We start from the raw sequence: 18,753 nt of genomic DNA, 5'->3' as shown, positions 1-18,753 counted from the left end.
ATGATATTTCTAAACAGCTATAGATTAATTTCATCTAAATTACAAGGTTATTTTATGACAATCCTTAGGTTCTGTTGACAAAATTTAAATTATTCTATTTTGACTCTTTATTAGCTGCAAATTATAAGATTTTTTTGAAATAGGAATAACTATTCCTGCAAAAATCTTATTAATTTTTGCTTAAAAATACTCAAAATATAAACAATTTAAATTTTGTCAACAGAACCTAGTAAATAAAAAAATGATTTAGGACACAACAATACGATCTCGTATACTTTTTCAAAAACAACCATATACATTTGAAATTTTCCCTAACAAAAATTCCGGTGATTTAGTTTAATTCAGAAAATTTAAATTAAGAGTGTAGAAGATGCGATTGATCACTATAGTTAAACCTATTGAATTAGATGACAAGAAACATAGCAATAATTTCAAATAATTTTTAAAGATTACTGATATTTTTCTCCTATTTATATCATATAATATCACCTAATTCAATAAGCTTTACTATAGTTTGCAGTTTTCCAACTGATCTGTCACTTGCAGGAATAAATTGTACTTTAAGATGAAAGAAATAAAGAGTGGCAACTTTTAAATGTATTATTATAATAATTAATATATATCTTATCTGGTGTGTCTTAGTGTCTAGTTTGCTAACCTTGACAGAGTTAAGAATGGCTGCCATCCAATGCTTTTCCTTCCTATCACTTTCACTCAATAGCAATTATGCATAACTTCACTTAACATAAAACATCTCAACATTTCTATTACAAAATACTATGCTAATTTTAAGAATTTTGTTTAATATGAAGCAACTAATTTAATTCTCTATCATATTCTTTATTTTGAATTTTTTCTACATATTTGTAACCTAAATTAGTGCAGGGCAGTTTAAAAGTCGCAACTAATGATATAAGAATCTGTTTTGAGAAATGCATAAACGTCATTGCGAGGAGCCGCTTCGCTACGACACGGCAATCCAAAAAATTGCAACGGCAAAAATAAAACAGCAAGCTGTTTATTTGGATCGCCACGCCACTTCGTGGCTCGCGATGACGGTTATTCGTTTCTATAATCTAGTATTTTATATCATTAGTTGCGACTTTTAAACTGCCCTGCCTTAAAGTCTTTTATCTGCTTCTCTTAGCAATAATACACCGCCATCACTACTAATATTACCCCCTGTAAAATTTATTTCTATTTGACGATTTTTTACTTTCGATTGGTAACTTAATCCTGTACAATTTGTCATGACAAAACCCTCTGTGTAATGTTCTTTCAATACCAATATTATACCATATTACGAGGGTTTTGTCTCCATCCTTTCATGCAATATTTAGGCTAGGAGCATGGAAGGATATTGCTTATCCGACTACACTGATTCATTCAACAACCAGGCATATATTCAAAACTTGGACTAGCATTAAATAACTTATCTTTTGGAAACGGGCTCTTCATTATCTGCAAGGCTAAATACTTCAGCTCAAGCATTGTAGCGACGCATTCATGCACGATATCTGGAGTACCATTAAAAGCTTGTTCTAGTTTTTTAAGCATACCAGTATATTTCTGGTTAAATAACTTAATATTTTCATAAAGCTCAGAATCTTTTGGATAATCAGATAACTTTGAATTTGGATATATGTTATAGACTTTATCCCAGTTAATTTTTATCTTGTCCCCTGTTGGACCAGACCTTACGGTGTCACCGTTCTTATATCTTCTTCCTTGTTTTATTTCATTAAAGCGAAAATAATGAGCTAATTCCTGATTTGGATCCTGATTCTTATTAGAACCTTTTGCAGCATCATATATGGTGCGATCCATTCCTTCACCTTGTTCAATTATTATATTAAGGGCTGACAATGCTGTTGCTAGGTCATGTACTTTGATGTCTTTACCACCTGCACCATAGTGACATAAATTAGTACCAAATTGTCTGTTTATATTACCTGAAAATACTTCTTTTTCACCAAGCTCATGCACTAGATATTTTAGACCATCGATTATTGCATCATAAAATTGTTTAATTGTGCTGTAAAGAGTCTCTTTGGGAGAGGCTCCAGTATCTTCTGGTTTTTCAATTCTAAGAAATAAGTCAATAGAATCTTCTGAAAAACAAGCAAGACTTATTAAAAATGAATCATTGCTATGAGGAAGATAAGCTGGATAGTTAGGAACAAATTGAGGAGAGCCGATTCGAGGATTGCCGCCGATAGCATTCAAAACATTAGCTGCAAGAGTTATATGCAGCATCTCTTCTTTGACAACGCTTATAATCAAATTATAGGCATCTGGATTACTATCTGGCATTAAGGAATAAGCGGCACATAGATAGGGAGGAATTATAGTGTGTTCTAATTCTATTGCCGTTTGCAAAAGTTCTTGTAAATGTTTTTTATTTCTGATTTTCATATGTTTTTACCATTTCAGTTTTTTAATATATCTTATGCAGTTTTAAATGCTAACTCGGATATTGCATGATGGATAATAAGTCAATTGCTCTAGCCCTTGTATTAAAAAGGCTACATACTAAAATATACTAAAATTAGAAACATACAATTTGTATTTTTATATAATTCCTATGAATCCTTTATATTACAAGGGGGTCATAGATAAATTTCACTGCATTTATGCAATATCCAGGCTAAAAGGTTAGAATGTTAAGGGAAAACGTAAATTGATAAATTTTGTATTTGCGAACCTGGAATTGAAAGGCGATAAGCTAAGCTTTATGCTACATCTACCGTTCGATATGTTCGTAAAATATAGCAAAATTGAAGAATGGTGACCCCTACGGGACTCGAACCCGTGTTTTCACCGTGAAAGGGTAACGTCCTAACCACTAGACGAAGGGGCCATAAACTCTTTAAGTTCGTCTATATACTCTTTAAATTTGCAAAGAGTATATTCGAATGATTTAAGAACTATCAGCGTTCAGTTTATACAGTATTCACGAAATATTGCAAGTATGATTTTATCGTTTCTTTTTCTTTTTTCCCTCAGTGGTTTTATTAAACCTACCAATATTCTTTACAAATTTTTGTAGTCCGTTTAATTCTGTACCATAAGTTTCCGTATATTCCCCCATTATAGTTATATCATCTTTATGCGAATCACTAAGTACTAAAACCTCCTCAATGACATTCTTTTTATTAAAAGTAATTTTTATTATTTTTTGTTCTATTACTTTTGGCTCAAGCCATGCTCTCCTATCTAAAGAACGTTGAACATAATACCAAGTATTAGGAGTATAGTCGGGTATAATTGTTGGTGTACCAATTAAATCTTCTACCTCCGATTTGTTAAGTCTTTTTTCTTCAAGTGTAGCTAACAAATTATCATCAATATACTGTCCTCTTGATTCTACAGTTTTACAACTACACAATGTGAGTAATATAGATGAAATAAGAAAAGTTCGAATTATAATAAATTTCATAAAGTTTATGTTTAAAATACCTAGATTTTGTAATGGAAGTATAATATACTGCTCAATCGATTTGACAAATACTTTTTATCATAAAGTATAATTTTTAAGAGGCTATATGGCAGTTCCAAAAAAGAAGACATCAAAATCAAGACGTAACATGAGGCGTTCTCATCTTGCACTTGGTAAAATTAATGTAGTACTAGATTCTCAGACAGGGGAATATAAACTGCCTCATCATATATCTTTAGCTGATGGCACATATAATGGTCGTCAAGTTATTGTTAAGAAGCAAGAAAAAGATGAAGAAGTAGCATAAACCACGATGGCTTGTAAAATTCTTGGATGTGGTGCCTATTTGCCGGAGCGTATTGTTACTAACGCAGAATTATCGCTATTGGTTGATACTAACGATGAATGGATTCATTCAAGGACGGGTATATTACAAAGACATATCGCGGCTGATAATGAATATACATCACATTTAGCTATTAAAGCCTGTCAGGATGCTATAGATGATGCTGGATTAAAGGCATCATCTATAGATTTGATCATTACCTGCACCACTACTCCAGATAATAGCTTCCCTTCTACCGCCTCTAAGTTACAAGGTTATCTCGGGCTTGGTAATGTACCTTCATTTGACTTACAAGCGGTGTGTTCGGGTTTTGTATATGGTTTACATGTTGCTGACTCTTTGATGAAATCTAGAAAATATAAAACAATATTACTAGTTGGTGCTGAAAAAATGTCGTCTCTAATAGATTGGAGTGATAGAGCTACTTGTATTTTATTTGGTGATGGTGCTGGGGCAGTAGTCTTGCAATATAGTGATGATAGCTCTGGTATAATAGATAGTGATATTTATTCGGATGGTCGTTATCACGATATTCTTTACACTGACGGTGGTGTAAGTAGCAATGGCAAAATCGGTAAAATAAAAATGAAAGGACAGGAAGTTTTTAGACATGCAGTAGAAAAGATGAGTAAGACAGGTGAAGAAATATTGCATAATAATAATTTTACCGTAGATGATGTTAATCATTTTATCCCCCATCAAGCAAATGTAAGAATTATAGATGCAGTTGTGGAACGACTAAAGATTGATCCGAGCAGAGTAGTAAAAACGGTTGCAAAACATGCTAATTGTTCGGCTGCTTCAATTCCTTTAGCACTTGCTTCGCTAAAATCTTATGGTAATATCAAAAAAGGCGATATATTGCTTCTCACTGCCATTGGGGCTGGAGTAAGTTGGGGATCGGCTTTAATCAGATGGTAACAACTATGGCCAATCCGAATAGCATTTGTTCATTTGTCCTAACGAAAAATATATCATTCCTGCGTAGGCAGGAATTTATCATAGATTGTCATTCTCGCCTACACGGAGGTGGTGGCGACCGCTATCAGACTAAAACCTTTTTGAGTTAGCTATATGGTTGATTTAGGGAAATTTTATGATGATGAGGAAAAAGATACTAGTTCTAGTATATCCAAATCAATCAACTATACATCTATTACTAAAGAAAAGATTGCTTGTATGTTAAAAGCTAAATTGGGGCTATCAAACCTTATATGCGAAGAAATAGTCAATCAAATGTTTAGCAATATTCAGCAAATGACAAGAAAGCAAAGACTAACGTTAACGGGGTTTGGCAGTTTCTGTACTAGCACAAAGAAACCTAGACCTGGTATAAATTTTCATACAAAAGAAGTGGTAATAATTCCAGAAAAGAAAGTAATACGTTTTATACCAGCCAGAAAATTAAAATTATTAATTAATAAAAATGCAGGATAAAAAATATTATTCTATTGGAGAAGTAACAAAACTTCTAAATATTCACTCTCACCAGCTAAGATATCTAGAGTGTATGTTGCCAAACCTATCTATACATAAGATACGTAATAGACGATATTATACAAGCCAGGATATTGAATATTTGAAGACCTATATGGCAAACAAGAGTACACCGGTAGAATTAGAGCAACCTGTTAACCTACTTGATAATCAAATAAATAAGATTGATGGTCTAATCAAAAATTTTTACGACTTATCATTAACTATTCAGAAAATTCTTTCTAGGTTTTGTTGACAAAATTTAAATTGTTTATATTTTGAGTATTTTTAAGCGAAAATTAATAAGATTTTTGCAGGAATAGTTATTCCTATTTCAAAAAAATCTTATAATTTGCAGCTAATAAAGAGTCAAAATGTAAACAATTTAAATTTTGTCAACAGAACCTAGAGTTGGTATACTCAAATGATTTGAAGAATTGGAACGTAAAACAAGGGTATACTTGCAGCAAAACTGCATAACTCTATTAAATTTTTTGCTAGTATGAATTTATTTTATAAATTTGGGTTCCTACTATGCAAATATCACCGATTAGTAAAAAAACTGGTTGAAAAACTATCAGTTATACTATAACATTTCAATTATTAAACGTAATGAATGAATCAAAATGAAAAAGCCAAAAGTAGCGACCTTAAGTGCTGAGGAACGAGAAGAACTAATCCAGCATATTAAGGCAAATTCATTAACAGGAGATGATCAGCAAGCAATGATATAGTGAAACCTATTGAATTAGGTGATACAAACTTTGTGTCATACCTGCGAAAGCAGGTATCTAGATTCCCGCCTTCGCGGGAATGACAACTTACAATCGTTATGTTCTTTATCACCTAATCCTATGAGCATAACTATAGAACTTGTGAAATTTTGTAACGAACTAATAGACAAGCTAGCATCATCAAACATCAGTATAAATAAGCTTAAGGAGATGATGATTGGTTTTAAGGCAGATAACATAAAAAAGATAGTTCAGATTCATTAAAAGAACCACCGAGTGAATCTGATAATAAGAATGGTGGTAATGAAGAAGAGTACGATGAGTCCAAGAAGAGAGATCGCAGTAATTGGCAAGGTAAATATGGATTTGATGATTATCAGGATACGAATACCAGCTATTTATCTCCTGAGAATTTTTGTAGTGGTGATAGCTGTCCTCACTGTGATAATGGTAAACTCTATAATAGTGAAGCTAGAAAATTGCTACAATTTACAGGTAATGCTCCAATTACAGTCAACAGATATGTAAAGAAAACGTTACGCTGTAATGCTTGCGATTATACAGTTATGAACAATAAGAATATCAACAAATGGACAAATAGTAGCAAAAGTGCAATAGTGTTACAAAAGACCTACGGTACTCCCTTCTATCGTTTATCTAGGTTGCAAAGTTTAAGCGGGGTTCCTGTATCATATATAGTTATGCCTATAGGATTAGGTGATAAAGAACATAACTAGTCTCCCCGTCAAAAGTCTAGAAGGATAATATATAATATGGTTAGCGGGTAAAAATATCTAGATAATCCATAAGAAAATGCTATAATATTGGCAGAAACCTTATGGATTGTATGAATTATGCCGATAGAAGATATAATAAAATCCCAAAAACAAGGACAGCTTTTTGGTTATAAATTGACCGAAGAATTAAACCCTAATAACAAGTTATATAAATTAAGATCGTTAATAAATTGGACTGTTTTAGAGGAATGGTTATTGACAAATGTTAATATCAAGAAATTTGGTAGGAATCGCAGATGTCACAGGTTATTACTTGGAGTAACTATGCTGCAAGCGATGTATAACCTGTCAGATGCTGCAGCTGAAGAAGAGCTGAGAGAGAACGTATATTGGCAATATTTTTGTGGTTGGGAATATTTGCAGAAAGATGCTGAGATATCAGAAGCTAGTATACGAAGGTTTCGTGCTATATTAGGGGAAGAAGGATATAATGAGATATTAAAAGAATTAACAAGAATTGGTTGCAAAGTCGGAGTGCTTAAAAAAAAAGACTTAGCATCGATAATCGTTGATACTACAGTACAAATTAAGAATATTAAGTATCCTCATGATGTGTATTTGATGGATAAGGCAAGAATAGAGCTAGTAAAGTTATGTCATACTTTAGGCATTAAGTTACATGAGACATATGCCAAGCAATATAAAAAAGACATAGTAAAATTATGGAAATATAAGGATAATAGTAAAGCCAAAAAACGTAAGAAGGTAATGCAACATTTAAAGATATTGCTGGGTCGTTTAATAAGAATATCTCAGCGAGAAATAGCAAAAACAAAGTTAAGTTTGTCATTAAAGCAGCAAGAAATACTAAATAAGATTAAAAAGATTCAGGCACAATCTATACTGAGTAAAGCAGAGAAAGAGCGATATAAGGAGGATAATAAAGTATTATATAGTTTTCACGCACCGGAGGTAGAGTGCATAGGTAAAGGGAAATTAAACAAACCCTATGAGTTTGGTAACAAGGTTTCGATAGCAGTAAGTGGTCGAGGTAATTTTGTATTAGCGGCCAAATCATTTCATGGCAATCCATATGATGGTCATACATTATCGCAGACTGTAGAGGTTGTAAAGAAATTAACAGGAGTGGGAATAGCCAGGACATTTGTTGATTTAGGCTATAAGGGGAATAATTTTAAAGAAAAAGACAAGGTGTATAGCCCATATTGCAAGAAGAAGCTATCCTCAGATGATAAGGCAATGATCAAGAGAAGAAGTGCTATAGAGCCGATAATAGGACACCTTAAGCATTATGGTAGAGTTGGCAGAAATTACTTAAAAGGAGTAATAGGAGATATAATAAATCCGTTAATTTCCGCTGTAGGATTGAACTTACGGTGTATTGCTAATCACCTGCTCAAAACAAATTTTTCTACATAAAAATTAGCAAATAAAGAAAATTAATCAAACGATTACAAAATCGTTAACAAAACGTCATGCAAAAATTTTCTAAAAATCATCTTTTTATATCAAAAAATTACATCAGAACAATTAAACTCTAAAATTTTATACAAAAATTTTTTGCTAAGGTGCTAATTTTTGAATTTTTTGCACTTTTGACGGGGAGACTAACTATTGTAAGTTGTCATATATGGACGAGTGAATTTGTCAATAAAGAAAATAAAAAATAGAGCCACAAAGGAAGCGGTCATATATTCGGCATCGAGTGCCATAATGGTTTCTGCATTCTTCTAAATATCCTTGAGTAACCTCTCATTCCCACGGCTTCTAGAGCCTCGACATAATTGCGGATTTTGTTCAGAATACTTATTTCATTAACTCTTTTACTTTCGTTCTCTTTATTGTTACTAACTTACTCGCAATATTTACCAATTGCCATTCTTTTGCTTAATTGACATAAATTATCCTTCTTGCCAACAGCGCTAATTTGCGACATACTCGCTGCCATTGGTAACTACTGCATAAGCTATTCTAGCTAATTTATTCGCTAAACCAACACATATAATATTATATGATTTGTTTTCAGCAAATTTCTTCACTGCCCACTGAACTAGCTTATCTTTTGATTCTTTATCGCTTTTGGCTCTTATTGCTATTGTTCTTGCAGCTTGAATCAACATAGTTCTAGCATATCTATCACCTTGTTTGCTAATTCCTCCTAAAACTATCTTATCTCCTGAGGTGTATTGTTTTGGCACCAAACCAAGCGACGCAGAAAAATCCCTCGGGGTTGCGTAATTTTCCATTGGTGCTACGCTCAAACAACTAGCATTGATTGCTCCAATCCCAAAAATTGTCTGCAACCTAATAGCTTTCTCATTCTGTTTATTATTACTGATTATCAGCTTTTCTAAAGTTTTTTCTTTGTTACACAAATTCTCAATTTCTTCACATTCTAAAAGTAAAATTGACTGTACCCCAGAAGTTATATAACCTTCTATATACGCTAATTCTACCTCCGACTTACATGCTTTGCAAAATTTATTTTTGCTTAATTTTGTATTATAACCATATTCATATAAACTTGATATTGTAGAATTAGTTTTTTGTACTCGATCTCTGATCGTATTACTTCGGATTTTATGCAAAAATTTTATATCTTGTTCCTCTTTGCTTTTGGGTAACACATCTTTTAGCTCTGGATCGCGAGCAGCTTTACATATTGCTAAGGCATCGTTATAATCATTTTTCTGCCTCGATGTTGCATAAATTTTTACATCTTTTGTTTTCATCAACTTAACTTGCAAATCAAGCTTGTTAATTTCTTGCGACCAATAATTACCTCCTCCACATGCTTCCATGACCACCAGTGAACTTTTATTGAGATTGTTTAAACATCCTATTAACTCATCTCTTTTAACTTTTTGATGACCGACTTTTTTGCCATTTTGATCAACTTGCACCAAGTGCATAATATTTTTTGCTAAATCTATTCCAATTATACTATTTTCTATGCTATTATTTATCATGGTATGGACCTATTAATTAAATTGTTATTTAATTTGGAGCAACTGAAAAACATTTTTCACCAGACTCCGTACAAGTAAAGCATATTTCGCTTCACTCGTCCATACCATCATTCCCGCTTATGCGGGAATCTAGATACCTGCTTTCGCAGGTATGACACAAAGTTTGTATCACCTAATTCAATAGGTTTCACTATATATAACAATTCTTGAAATCACTTAGAAATCATTTGGATATACTGAATTTCTTAGCGACAAATAACATCAATATAGGAGCGGATATGAAGATAGATGAATATGTACCAACTATTATGCCAAAAAACACTAATAAGCTAAAGCTATGAATAGCTTCTCCACCAAATATTACTAAAGCTAGGTTTGCTAGCAAGGTTGTCACAACTGTTAGAATTGTCCTAGACAAAGTTTCATTAATACTCATATTAATAATTTGTGGCATTGTTTTCTGATATGATTTTCGTAAATTTTCTCTAATCCTATCATAGATCACTACTGAATCATTGACGGAATAACCTATTATGGTAAGGATAGCAGCTATGGAAGTTAGATTAAAGTCTAACCTCATTACACTCATAAAACCTAAACTTAGTATGGCATCATGTAGCAAAGCTATCAATATACCAAGCCCAAAATACCACTCAAATCTAACCCAAGTATAAACCATTATGGCAAGAAAAGAAAGAATTAGAGCTGTTATTCCTGACTTTATCAGATGAGAACCAACTTGTGGACCAACAAAATCTACTTTACGATATTCAAATTTATAAGGAAATTGGTTGCTTAAAGTCAACTTGATTAGCTCAATATTGTGCATTAAAGTATCTTCACTATTACTGCCAACTCGTATAGACAAATCATGTTGGTTACCAAAATTTTGTAGTACTACTTCACCAATCTTAAGGTTATTAAGTACTTCACGCATTTTGGTTAAATCAGGTTCTTGGTCAAGACGTACTTCTATAACAATTCCACCAGCAAAATCAATACCAAAATTAAACTTATAAATTCCTATCCACATAATGCTCACAAGAGACAAAATAATGGACATCGTATAACTTACTTTTTTAAATTTGATAAAATCAAAATTGACTTGATCAGGTAACAGTCTTAGCGGATATAATTTCATTATTAAATTCTTTAATTTATATACCGAGAGCTTGCCTGTACAACTCTAAGATTGCATCTTGTTCAGCCAACTTATTTCTATCAAGCTTTTTCAGTTTTAACACAGACTTCATAGCCTTGGTATCAAAACCACTGGAGCTGGCTGCATCAAATATATCTTTTATTGCTTCAGATAGTTCAGCTTTTTCTTGTTCAAGCCCTTCTATTTGATTTATATATTGTTCTAATTGTTCTTTAGATATCACTTCTGTCATAAAATCAAAGTTTTTTTGTTTATCAAAATATCCTAATTATATAGCTAACCCGTTAAGTCTTTAGATAACTCCTTCGTCATTGCGAGACCACGTGAGTGTAGTGGCAATCCATTATTCATTAGATTGGATTGCTTCGTCGGTCTCATGACCTCCTCGCAATGACATTTGGGAACTTACAACAATATCAAGAGCCTATCCAGTTTAGCTATAGTATAAACTACTTTTATTAGGCCACTAAGTAGTTTATAGATAATTTTGCTATAAATGCTAGAAAAATCTTTAAAATGTACTCGATTAGCATTTAGCCATAGTAAACCTTTGTCATTGCGAGACCACGTAGTGGTCGTGGCAATCCATTTTTGGTTACTTTTTTGGATTGCTTCGTCGCTACTAAAGTAGCTCCTCGCAATGACGTCTATGAATTTGGCGTAATGCTAGGAGACTGTCGGAAATAACTAAAGTAATTCTATATTTGGCTCTTTTTGGCTGTTAATAAACAGGATTTTCTTGAAATAGGTACACTATTCCTTCAAAAATCCTATTTATTCTCGCCGAAAAATAGCTCAAAATATAATTAATTACTCATCTCCGACAGACTCCTAGTCAGGTTAGCTATATTATATCCTTGAACGATCCTTATAAAAATAAAGTGCTATTAAACTTGAAATAGCACAAGCAATTATATAATAAATAGACGAAGTAATAGTACCAGTTTTTTGTACAAGATACTCTATCACTAAAGGTGTTGTGCCACCAAAAATACTAGTTGCTATATTATAAGATAATGATAAAGCCGTGTTTCTGATATTGGTTGGATAGAATTCAGCTTGTAGTGCAGGTTCAGGTCCAATATAAGAGGCAGCTAAAATTGATAATATGATTTGAGATGTAATTATAAAATAAAAGTCCCAGGTTTCAATGACATTCATCAAAAATGGGGTAACTAAAATAATTACCAGCAAATTGATCACAAAAATTTTCTTGCGACCAATTATATCAGACAAATAGCCAGAACATAAAGTAGCAATGATCATGATTATATAACAATAATTGGCTAAATTGGTCACTTCATCATTGCTGAAACCACGATTTATCCTCAAAAATGACATTAGATAAATAGTTTGTAGATAAAATAATACTGAACCTGTAGAATTGATGAAGATTGATATTATCATATCAAACCAGTATACAGAAATAACTTTTTTCAGAGGAGACTTTAAGATACCACCATTTTCCTTCATACTTTGAAAACTAGGAGTTTCACTTGTATATTTCCTTATATAAAGTCCAGCAAATAAAATAAAGATTCCTAATAAGAATGGTATTCTCCACCCCCAATCATTAAATTGATCTACTGATAAAAAGCTTTGTATACATTGCGAGATTCCTGAACCAAACAATAAACCAATACAAATACTGGACATTGACACACTACCACTAAAACCACGGTAGGCTACACCTGTATGTTCAATAACAAATGAAATTGATCCAGTAAGTACTCCGCCCATTGATAAACCTTGCAACATTCGAACTAAAATCATCAATATAGTTGCGGTAATACCTATATCGTCATAAGTGGGTAACATACCAATTAGTGCTGTTGGCAGGGACATACAAAACATAGATGCACTTAAAGCAGTTTTTCTACCAAAACGATCTCCGAGTATCCCAAAAAACACTCCACCTATTGGTCTCATCAAATAACCGATAGCAAATGCCAAAAAAGCATGCAATAAAGATGAGCTAGGGCTTGATCCAGGAAAAAATTTTGCACCTATTATAGGGGCAAAAAGACCAAATAGTGCGTAATCATACCACTCAAATGCATTTGCTATACCGCTTACAAAAACCAACTTACGTTTATTCATGCGATATTTTATCATCTTGGATCATGTTATCTTTCTCAGAATATATTATAAACAATGTTGCAGGAATTACTATCAGTGCCCCATATAAAGTACTATTATCAGGCATTTCATTAAAAACAAGATATCCGGCTAATGCTGAAATTATTAACTCTAAATATCTATAAGGTGCAATGGCAGTAGCGTCAACTAGAGCGAAAGCCTTTAATAGAAAGAATAAAATTAAACTACCTCCTGATCCTAAAATAAATAGCAAAATAAATTCTGAAATATTAGGTGTTTTCCAATACATTATTGATGGCGGTATTGATACTAAAGATGTTGCTAGAGCAGAATAAAATAACATGCTAATCATTGACTCTTTTATTACAAATTTCTTGTTAATAATATCTAACATGGCAAAAGATATAGCAGCTAATACAAAAATCAATATATGTGGGTTAAAATCACTAGCATGTGGTTTCAGAGTAACAACAATTCCAATAAAGCCAAATAAAGTTGCTGCCCATCTTTGCCAGATAATATTTTCGTTTAAGAAAAATACTGCCAAAACCAAGGTAAATAAAGGTATAGCCAGGCTAACAACTGTAGCAGTAGTTACTGGTGCAAGTTGTAAGCCATAAGTCCAAGATGTCATACCAAAAAATAGCAATATCCCTCTTGCAATATGGACAAAAGGACGAGTAGTGGTTAAAGTTTGTTTTCCATAATAAAAAATAAACGGTATAAGAATTAGAGTGCTAAAGAGAAAGCGAAAAAAAGCTACCTCAAAACTATGTAGCCTGAATCCAAGATATTTTGCCGTTATATCATTAGTTACACTAGTTAGCATACTTAATATAAACCAACCAATGCCAATAAAATAAGTATTTAATTTATTATTCATATAGACCTTAAATTTTTTAGTTTATTTGTTTTTTTATACTTAGTGTTTCTTATATTTAGTGTTATAGTATCAATCATTGTTAGACAAGTTTTAAAAATCTTATTATCATTTGATTTCCAGATAAGAAGAGTATATATAGTACAGCAATATATTTAAAGCAAGAGAAGGTTTATAGTTATGATAAAAGTCGCAAAAAAGTTAGGGATATTTCTATTGGTAAGTTGCACTAGTATTTCTAGCTTTGCTAATGATTCAGTTAATAATGATGCAGTTGGTAAGGACTATGATGCTGATTATTATGAGAATGAAGGTAATCTTGTATTTAAGATGAGAGCAATAGGTATAAAATCTAGTGCAAAGCAAACAGACTTGCCTGATGCTACTGCCAAAGATCCAATATCGATTGGTAGCTTTGCCGAGAATGGTTACGGTTTAGAGGCGTCCACGTCAATATTCTTTGCTAATAATGTTGCCGCAGAGCTATCTTTAGGTTTCGATCTATTGCGTAATAAAAATATTAACTTAAAGAATGTGGCTTATAATTATGGCACTAATCCAGAAGATGTTGGTAAAAGAAAACCTCTTTATATGATTCCTATAACTGTCACGGGACAATATCACATAGCTTCTTTTGGTGGTATCAGACCTTATATTGGTGCTGGTTATCATGGAGTTTATTTTATCAATAAATCTAAAGGATGTACAGTCAGAAATGGTCACGGTGCTGTGTTACAGGTTGGGGTTGATTTATATGCTAAGGATGATACATTGATTAACTTAGATGTAAAACAGTATTTTCTTGATACCACGGTTGATTATAAATCTCCTTTAGTAAGAAAGCCTGTCTCCTCTAAAGTAAAGTTTAATCCGCTAATGATTGCAATAGGTGTTGGTTTTAGGTTTTAGGTCAGATACGGCTGTACTATAAGTCTATTGTTGACTTATCAGTTAGAAGAGACTATATTTTTTAGAAGAACACATAATCAATATTATATTAATTTACTATGAGCTCACAACAGAAATTACCTATACTGCCCAGAGCAACTGCTATTTGGTTAATTGATAATACTGCCTTAACATTTAAGCAGATAGCTGATTTTTGTGGGATTCACGAGTTTGAAATTAAAGGTATTGCTGATGGTGAAGTATCCCATGGTATTAAGGGCTTAGATCCCATTGCTGGAGGACAGTTAACCAAAGAAGAAATAATGCGTTGCACGAAGGATCCAGCTAGTAGTCTAAGGATTTCTGTTAATGTCGCATACGATTTGGTAAATACTAAGAAAAAACAACAATCTAAGTACACTCCTATTGCTAGACGTCAAGATAAACCAGACGCGGTATATTGGTTACTTAAAAATTGTCCAGAGATTTTAGATAACCAAATTGTCAAGTTAGTTGGTACTACCAAGTCTACCATAGATGCTATCCGTGATCGTAGTCACTGGAATATGAAAAACATTCGTCCACGCGATCCCGTTTTACTTGGAATTTGTAGTCAAGTAGAATTAGATAAGAATGTAGAGCAAGCAAAACTTTTATCTCAACAAGAAAAACCCCCTAAAGAATGACTGTACATCTAATTCAATTAGCATTTATCCATAGCAAACTATCGTCTATTAGCAAGAAGTTGCTTTAGCCACAGTTGTCGAAAGTTAGAAGAGTTAGGAGAATTATATAAAGTTGATACGGGAATCTAAGATACCTGCTTTTGCAGGTATGACAAAGGAAGTGTGGGAATGACATTAAAACTATGGTGTCATCCCTGCGAAAGCAGGGAACTAGATTCCCGCCTATGCGGGAATGACAAGAGAGAGTATGGGAATGGCATTAAAACTATGATGTCATCCCTGCGAAAGCAGGGAACTAGATTCCCGCCTACGCGGGAATGACAAGAGAGAGTATGGGAATGGCATTAAAACTATGATGTCATCCCTGCGAACGCAGCTATCTAGATTCCCGCCTACGCGGGAATGACAAGAGAGAGTATGGGAATGGCATTAAAACTATGGTGTCATCCCTGCGAACGCAGCTATCTAGATTCCCGCCTACGCGGGAATGACAAGAGAGAGTATGGGAATGGCATTAAAACTATGATGTCATCCCTGCGAACGCAGGGAACTAGATTCCCGCCTACGCGGGAATGACAAGAGAGAGTGTGGGAATGACATTAAAACTATGGTGTCATCCCTGCGAACGCAGGGAACTAGATTCCCGCCTATGCGGGAATGACAAGAGAGAGTATGGGAATGGCATTAAAACTATGATGTCATCCCTGCGAACGCAGGGAACTAGATTCCCGCCTACGCGGGAATGACAAGAGAGAGTGTGGGAATGACATTAAAACTATGGTGTCATCCCTGCGAACGCAGCTATCTAGATTCCCGCCTACGCGGGAATGACAAGAGAGAGTATGGGAATGGCATTAAAACTATGATGCCATCCCTGCGAACGCAGCTATCTAGATTCCCGCCTACGCGGGAACGACACAGGAGTACGGGAATGACAAAGGGAGTGTGGGAAGTGGTATAATATCAATAACTTATTCGGGTTAGTTATAGGTGTATTTCTATTTTTTTAAACTAATATTTTTGAATTTGTAATTGCTGAAATGAAAGTAACAGAGTATACATTATTTCGTTCTGGAATTATAATAGCTTTCTTTACCTTAATTTCCCGTATATTTGGTCTTGCTAGAGAATTATTTGTTGCTTCATTATTTGGGGCTGGTAGTGTTGCTGACAGCGTTAATGTTGCTTTTAAATTACCCAACCTATTTAGGCGTATTTTTGGGGAAGGGGCTTTATCAGTCGTTTTTGTACCTATTTTTAATACAAAAATCATAGAATCTCGTGAGGCAGCACGCCATTTTACCGGCATTATATTTACTATTTTACTAATTACTTTAGTAGTGATAGTAGTGCTAATGCAGATTATGATGCCTTTCTTAATGTTTATTATTGCTCCTGGTTTTCATGAAGATGCAGAGAAATTTAATTTAACAATCGCTCTGTGTCGCATCACTATGCCATATTTGATTTTTATCTCGGTGGCGGCTTTACTCGGGGGAATTTTAAATTCAGTAAAGAGGTTTGCAGCTTTTGCTTTTTCTCCGATTATTTTAAATATTATTGTGATCATTACAACGGTAATATTACAAGATCGTATATCTGCTCCTATATCGATTAGTTTATCTTTGGTGATTGCTGGCTTATTACAAATCATCTTTATGTTTTATTGTGTCATTAGAGTTGGTTTATCGTTTCCGCTAGTTTTTGATCCATGTAATAGAGATGTAAAAAAGTTTTTGTTTAATATGGGACCAGCAGTTGTTAGTTCAGGATTTCAGCAGCTTAACTTATTTATATCGCAATCAATAGCTAGCTTCATCGAAGGGGCAATTTCAATATTATCTTATGCAGATAGAATATATCAATTTCCTTTATCGATAATAGGGGTAACTTTCGGTACTATATTATTACCAGAATTATCGAAAACCTACCAAATGAATGATTTAGAGAAAGCAGCAAATATCCAAAATAATGCTATTAAAATAGGACTTTTATTATCTTTACCAGCTGCCTTTGGTATTATTATATTATCAGAACCAATCATTCATATAATATATCAGCGTGGAGCCTTTACTTATGATGATACAATTAAAACTGCTGAGGCTATTTCTGCTTTTGCCCTTGGTTTACCAGCTTTTATACTTGCCAAGATTTTAATGCCGATTTTTTATGCCAATCACGATACGAAAACGCCTTTAAAAATCACATTATATTCTCTTGCTGTGAATACTATATTAAATATTGTTATGATGAAGCAATTTGGTCATCTTGGCATCGCTCTTGCTTGTTCTATTACCGCTTGGTATAATGTTTGGTTGTTATATATACAGACAAAGAAATATGGTCTTTCTTTTATCGATTCAAAATTATATTCTTTTGGTGGCAAAATTTTATTAAGCTGCGTAATAATGGTGCTAGTAATCTGGGGAATTAAACATTATTATGCTGAATATTATTATACCGAATTGTTATTAGTAAAAGCTTTTATGTTGGCAGCAACGATTATAATTGGAGCAGCAACATTTTTTCTAATGGTTTTTTATTTTAAGCTTTATCCAAAGAAATTTATTAATGACAAAAACTGAGTCTAATTATCAAGACTTTTTAAAGACTATAGCCATGATAACCATGGTAATAGATCATTTAGGGTTATATTTTTTTCCTGAGTATGAAATAATGCGGATTATTGGTCGCACTGCTATGCCGATTTTCTGCTTTTTTGCTGGATATAATTTTCATACAAAACCAAAAATTAGGATTCTTGTAGTTGGGGTTCTACTAGATATTCTTACTATCATATTATTTAAGGAATTTGTTACAACTAACATACTTATCCCTATTTTTTTAGGGCAGTGCTATCTTTTTTATTTTCGTAATAGCTTAAATAATTTTTTCTATAAAGGATATTGTCATGTTGTTCTCCTTGGAACTCTTTGGTTCTGTAGTTGGTTCCTTATTGATTACGGCACCTTATCTATGGCTATCATGCTACTTGGCTATATAGCTAAGCATGATCTAGCTAATCTTAGGCTTACCATTGCAATATCTATAATTTTGTCTATAATGCATACTATGACTACTTTTCAGTTCTCGTCTATCTATGTATTTATAGTAATTATATTCGGGGTTTTGGAATATATATTTATGGTTGCAAGAAATTTTGAGCAGAAAATTGCTATAAATTTACGGATTATCAGTCATAATGCTTTATATATCTATGCTATACATCTAGCAATTTTACAATTTTTATTTTTTAAATTCTACTTATATAGCTAAACTGCCCTGCTGGCTAGGAGGCTGTCGGAGATAACTAGT

General features: G+C 33.2%; 27 protein-coding genes and 1 tRNA gene. 17 read left to right on the top strand and 11 right to left on the bottom strand.

Annotated elements, in window-relative coordinates; translation table 11 throughout:
- Positions 1–475: 475 nt before the first annotated feature.
- Entirely contained in the window at positions 476–718 is a 243-nt protein-coding gene (locus tag ACQH2P_RS05460) for a hypothetical protein (RefSeq protein WP_425363350.1), read from the bottom strand.
- Positions 719–932: 214 nt separating this feature from the next.
- On the opposite strand from ACQH2P_RS05460, the gene ACQH2P_RS05455 reads away from it, so the two are divergent.
- Entirely contained in the window at positions 933–1,109 is a 177-nt protein-coding gene (locus ACQH2P_RS05455; RefSeq protein ID WP_425362513.1) for a hypothetical protein, read from the top strand.
- An 11-nt stretch (positions 1,110–1,120) separates the two neighbouring features.
- Here ACQH2P_RS05455 and ACQH2P_RS05450 read toward each other — a convergent pair whose 3' ends face one another.
- The 4 genes from ACQH2P_RS05450 to ACQH2P_RS05435 all read right to left on the bottom strand — a co-directional run bounded on the left by ACQH2P_RS05450 (position 1,121) and on the right by ACQH2P_RS05435 (position 3,439).
- Entirely contained in the window at positions 1,121–1,282 is a 162-nt protein-coding gene (locus ACQH2P_RS05450; protein ID WP_425363349.1) for a hypothetical protein, read from the bottom strand.
- Between the two features lie 104 nt (positions 1,283–1,386).
- On the bottom strand, positions 1,387–2,415 hold the full coding sequence (locus ACQH2P_RS05445) for a ferritin-like domain-containing protein (protein ID WP_425363348.1): 1,029 nt from the start codon (positions 2,413–2,415) through the stop codon (positions 1,387–1,389).
- A gap of 370 nt (positions 2,416–2,785) precedes the next feature.
- Positions 2,786–2,860, bottom strand: a tRNA-Glu gene (locus ACQH2P_RS05440).
- A gap of 117 nt (positions 2,861–2,977) precedes the next feature.
- Complete coding sequence (locus ACQH2P_RS05435) at positions 2,978–3,439, bottom strand: outer membrane protein assembly factor BamE (protein WP_425363347.1); 462 nt, start codon at positions 3,437–3,439, stop codon at positions 2,978–2,980.
- Positions 3,440–3,545: 106 nt separating this feature from the next.
- Between ACQH2P_RS05435 and rpmF the strand changes: the two genes are divergently transcribed.
- The 4 genes from rpmF to ACQH2P_RS05415 all read left to right on the top strand — a co-directional run bounded on the left by rpmF (position 3,546) and on the right by ACQH2P_RS05415 (position 5,517).
- Complete coding sequence (gene rpmF, locus ACQH2P_RS05430) at positions 3,546–3,746, top strand: 50S ribosomal protein L32 (RefSeq protein WP_425363346.1); 201 nt, start codon at positions 3,546–3,548, stop codon at positions 3,744–3,746.
- Between the two features lie 6 nt (positions 3,747–3,752).
- Complete coding sequence (locus ACQH2P_RS05425; RefSeq protein WP_425363345.1) at positions 3,753–4,706, top strand: beta-ketoacyl-ACP synthase III; 954 nt, start codon at positions 3,753–3,755, stop codon at positions 4,704–4,706.
- A 219-nt stretch (positions 4,707–4,925) separates the two neighbouring features.
- Positions 4,926–5,222: an HU family DNA-binding protein gene (locus ACQH2P_RS05420; RefSeq protein WP_425364113.1), complete on the top strand. Its 297-nt coding sequence runs from the start codon at positions 4,926–4,928 to the stop codon at positions 5,220–5,222.
- Positions 5,212–5,517: a MerR family transcriptional regulator gene (locus ACQH2P_RS05415; protein WP_425363344.1), complete on the top strand. Its 306-nt coding sequence runs from the start codon at positions 5,212–5,214 to the stop codon at positions 5,515–5,517. The genes ACQH2P_RS05420 and ACQH2P_RS05415 overlap by 11 nt, the downstream gene beginning before the upstream one ends.
- A gap of 431 nt (positions 5,518–5,948) precedes the next feature.
- Here ACQH2P_RS05415 and ACQH2P_RS05410 read toward each other — a convergent pair whose 3' ends face one another.
- Positions 5,949–6,107: a hypothetical protein gene (locus tag ACQH2P_RS05410; protein ID WP_425363343.1), complete on the bottom strand. Its 159-nt coding sequence runs from the start codon at positions 6,105–6,107 to the stop codon at positions 5,949–5,951.
- Positions 6,108–6,115: 8 nt separating this feature from the next.
- Here ACQH2P_RS05410 and ACQH2P_RS05405 point away from each other — a divergent pair, with 8 nt between their 5' ends.
- The 4 genes from ACQH2P_RS05405 to ACQH2P_RS05390 all read left to right on the top strand — a co-directional run bounded on the left by ACQH2P_RS05405 (position 6,116) and on the right by ACQH2P_RS05390 (position 8,172).
- Entirely contained in the window at positions 6,116–6,259 is a 144-nt protein-coding gene (locus ACQH2P_RS05405) for a hypothetical protein (RefSeq protein WP_425363342.1), read from the top strand.
- A 30-nt stretch (positions 6,260–6,289) separates the two neighbouring features.
- Positions 6,290–6,523 carry a hypothetical protein gene (locus tag ACQH2P_RS05400; protein WP_425363341.1) on the top strand — a complete coding sequence of 78 codons (234 nt, stop codon included), beginning with the start codon at positions 6,290–6,292 and terminating at the stop codon, positions 6,521–6,523.
- A 38-nt stretch (positions 6,524–6,561) separates the two neighbouring features.
- Positions 6,562–6,732, top strand: a complete 171-nt coding sequence (locus ACQH2P_RS05395) for a hypothetical protein (RefSeq protein WP_425363340.1) — start codon at positions 6,562–6,564, stop codon at positions 6,730–6,732.
- Between the two features lie 117 nt (positions 6,733–6,849).
- Positions 6,850–8,172: an IS5 family transposase gene (locus ACQH2P_RS05390; RefSeq protein ID WP_425362791.1), complete on the top strand. Its 1,323-nt coding sequence runs from the start codon at positions 6,850–6,852 to the stop codon at positions 8,170–8,172.
- A gap of 503 nt (positions 8,173–8,675) precedes the next feature.
- Here the strand turns inward: ACQH2P_RS05390 and ACQH2P_RS05385 are convergent.
- From ACQH2P_RS05385 to ACQH2P_RS05365, 5 genes are all read right to left on the bottom strand, one after another.
- Positions 8,676–9,722: an IS110 family RNA-guided transposase gene (locus ACQH2P_RS05385; RefSeq protein ID WP_425362708.1), complete on the bottom strand. Its 1,047-nt coding sequence runs from the start codon at positions 9,720–9,722 to the stop codon at positions 8,676–8,678.
- 223 nt (positions 9,723–9,945) lie between these two features.
- Complete coding sequence (secF, locus tag ACQH2P_RS05380) at positions 9,946–10,863, bottom strand: protein translocase subunit SecF (RefSeq protein ID WP_425363339.1); 918 nt, start codon at positions 10,861–10,863, stop codon at positions 9,946–9,948.
- A 16-nt stretch (positions 10,864–10,879) separates the two neighbouring features.
- Complete coding sequence (locus ACQH2P_RS05375) at positions 10,880–11,116, bottom strand: DUF2312 domain-containing protein (protein WP_425363338.1); 237 nt, start codon at positions 11,114–11,116, stop codon at positions 10,880–10,882.
- A 617-nt stretch (positions 11,117–11,733) separates the two neighbouring features.
- Positions 11,734–12,984, bottom strand: coding sequence for an MFS transporter (locus ACQH2P_RS05370; protein ID WP_425364112.1), 1,251 nt, complete (start codon positions 12,982–12,984; stop codon positions 11,734–11,736).
- Positions 12,977–13,867 (bottom strand): DMT family transporter, encoded by an 891-nt coding sequence (locus ACQH2P_RS05365; protein ID WP_425363337.1) that lies wholly within the window; start codon positions 13,865–13,867, stop codon positions 12,977–12,979. The genes ACQH2P_RS05370 and ACQH2P_RS05365 overlap by 8 nt, the downstream gene beginning before the upstream one ends.
- Before the next feature lie 177 nt (positions 13,868–14,044).
- Here ACQH2P_RS05365 and ACQH2P_RS05360 point away from each other — a divergent pair, with 177 nt between their 5' ends.
- The 8 genes from ACQH2P_RS05360 to ACQH2P_RS05325 all read left to right on the top strand — a co-directional run bounded on the left by ACQH2P_RS05360 (position 14,045) and on the right by ACQH2P_RS05325 (position 18,714).
- On the top strand, positions 14,045–14,773 hold the full coding sequence (locus ACQH2P_RS05360; protein WP_425363336.1) for an OmpW family outer membrane protein: 729 nt from the start codon (positions 14,045–14,047) through the stop codon (positions 14,771–14,773).
- Positions 14,774–14,871: 98 nt separating this feature from the next.
- On the top strand, positions 14,872–15,438 hold the full coding sequence (locus tag ACQH2P_RS05355) for a cell cycle transcriptional regulator TrcR (RefSeq protein ID WP_425363335.1): 567 nt from the start codon (positions 14,872–14,874) through the stop codon (positions 15,436–15,438).
- A 168-nt stretch (positions 15,439–15,606) separates the two neighbouring features.
- On the top strand, positions 15,607–15,759 hold the full coding sequence (locus ACQH2P_RS05350) for a hypothetical protein (protein ID WP_425363334.1): 153 nt from the start codon (positions 15,607–15,609) through the stop codon (positions 15,757–15,759).
- 81 nt (positions 15,760–15,840) lie between these two features.
- A complete protein-coding gene (locus ACQH2P_RS05345) occupies positions 15,841–16,014 on the top strand; it encodes a hypothetical protein (RefSeq protein WP_425363333.1) in 174 nt (57 codons plus the stop codon).
- Complete coding sequence (locus ACQH2P_RS05340) at positions 16,011–16,184, top strand: hypothetical protein (protein ID WP_425363332.1); 174 nt, start codon at positions 16,011–16,013, stop codon at positions 16,182–16,184. Before ACQH2P_RS05345 ends, ACQH2P_RS05340 begins: the two co-directional genes overlap by 4 nt.
- A complete protein-coding gene (locus ACQH2P_RS05335) occupies positions 16,181–16,399 on the top strand; it encodes a hypothetical protein (RefSeq protein WP_425363331.1) in 219 nt (72 codons plus the stop codon). The genes ACQH2P_RS05340 and ACQH2P_RS05335 overlap by 4 nt, the downstream gene beginning before the upstream one ends.
- Before the next feature lie 79 nt (positions 16,400–16,478).
- A complete protein-coding gene (murJ, locus tag ACQH2P_RS05330; RefSeq protein ID WP_425363330.1) occupies positions 16,479–18,023 on the top strand; it encodes a murein biosynthesis integral membrane protein MurJ in 1,545 nt (514 codons plus the stop codon).
- Positions 18,010–18,714, top strand: a complete 705-nt coding sequence (locus ACQH2P_RS05325) for a TraX family protein (protein WP_425363329.1) — start codon at positions 18,010–18,012, stop codon at positions 18,712–18,714. The genes murJ and ACQH2P_RS05325 overlap by 14 nt, the downstream gene beginning before the upstream one ends.
- Positions 18,715–18,753: the final 39 nt, after the last annotated feature.

The sequence above is a fragment of the Candidatus Tisiphia endosymbiont of Hybos culiciformis genome, assembly GCF_964030975.1.
Classification (GTDB): Bacteria; Pseudomonadota; Alphaproteobacteria; order Rickettsiales; family Rickettsiaceae; genus Tisiphia.
The sequence above is the reverse complement of the archived record's forward strand: the minus strand, read 5'-3'. Positions and strand labels throughout refer to the sequence as shown.

Coding starts and splice junctions, on each gene's coding strand:
- ACQH2P_RS05455 (WP_425362513.1), top strand. CDS start 933: ATGCATAAACGTCATTGCGAGGAGCCGCTTCGCTACGACACGGCAATC.
- ACQH2P_RS05445 (WP_425363348.1), bottom strand. CDS start 2,415: ATGAAAATCAGAAATAAAAAACATTTACAAGAACTTTTGCAAACGGCA.
- ACQH2P_RS05435 (WP_425363347.1), bottom strand. CDS start 3,439: ATGAAATTTATTATAATTCGAACTTTTCTTATTTCATCTATATTACTC.
- rpmF (WP_425363346.1), top strand. CDS start 3,546: ATGGCAGTTCCAAAAAAGAAGACATCAAAATCAAGACGTAACATGAGG.
- ACQH2P_RS05425 (WP_425363345.1), top strand. CDS start 3,753: ATGGCTTGTAAAATTCTTGGATGTGGTGCCTATTTGCCGGAGCGTATT.
- ACQH2P_RS05415 (WP_425363344.1), top strand. CDS start 5,212: ATGCAGGATAAAAAATATTATTCTATTGGAGAAGTAACAAAACTTCTA.
- ACQH2P_RS05405 (WP_425363342.1), top strand. CDS start 6,116: ATGAGCATAACTATAGAACTTGTGAAATTTTGTAACGAACTAATAGAC.
- ACQH2P_RS05400 (WP_425363341.1), top strand. CDS start 6,290: ATGGTGGTAATGAAGAAGAGTACGATGAGTCCAAGAAGAGAGATCGCA.
- ACQH2P_RS05395 (WP_425363340.1), top strand. CDS start 6,562: ATGAACAATAAGAATATCAACAAATGGACAAATAGTAGCAAAAGTGCA.
- ACQH2P_RS05390 (WP_425362791.1), top strand. CDS start 6,850: ATGCCGATAGAAGATATAATAAAATCCCAAAAACAAGGACAGCTTTTT.
- ACQH2P_RS05385 (WP_425362708.1), bottom strand. CDS start 9,722: ATGATAAATAATAGCATAGAAAATAGTATAATTGGAATAGATTTAGCA.
- secF (WP_425363339.1), bottom strand. CDS start 10,863: ATGAAATTATATCCGCTAAGACTGTTACCTGATCAAGTCAATTTTGAT.
- ACQH2P_RS05375 (WP_425363338.1), bottom strand. CDS start 11,116: ATGACAGAAGTGATATCTAAAGAACAATTAGAACAATATATAAATCAA.
- ACQH2P_RS05370 (WP_425364112.1), bottom strand. CDS start 12,984: ATGAATAAACGTAAGTTGGTTTTTGTAAGCGGTATAGCAAATGCATTT.
- ACQH2P_RS05365 (WP_425363337.1), bottom strand. CDS start 13,867: ATGAATAATAAATTAAATACTTATTTTATTGGCATTGGTTGGTTTATA.
- ACQH2P_RS05360 (WP_425363336.1), top strand. CDS start 14,045: ATGATAAAAGTCGCAAAAAAGTTAGGGATATTTCTATTGGTAAGTTGC.
- ACQH2P_RS05355 (WP_425363335.1), top strand. CDS start 14,872: ATGAGCTCACAACAGAAATTACCTATACTGCCCAGAGCAACTGCTATT.
- ACQH2P_RS05350 (WP_425363334.1), top strand. CDS start 15,607: ATGACATTAAAACTATGGTGTCATCCCTGCGAAAGCAGGGAACTAGAT.
- ACQH2P_RS05345 (WP_425363333.1), top strand. CDS start 15,841: ATGACAAGAGAGAGTATGGGAATGGCATTAAAACTATGGTGTCATCCC.
- ACQH2P_RS05340 (WP_425363332.1), top strand. CDS start 16,011: ATGACAAGAGAGAGTGTGGGAATGACATTAAAACTATGGTGTCATCCC.
- ACQH2P_RS05335 (WP_425363331.1), top strand. CDS start 16,181: ATGACAAGAGAGAGTGTGGGAATGACATTAAAACTATGGTGTCATCCC.
- murJ (WP_425363330.1), top strand. CDS start 16,479: ATGAAAGTAACAGAGTATACATTATTTCGTTCTGGAATTATAATAGCT.
- ACQH2P_RS05325 (WP_425363329.1), top strand. CDS start 18,010: ATGACAAAAACTGAGTCTAATTATCAAGACTTTTTAAAGACTATAGCC.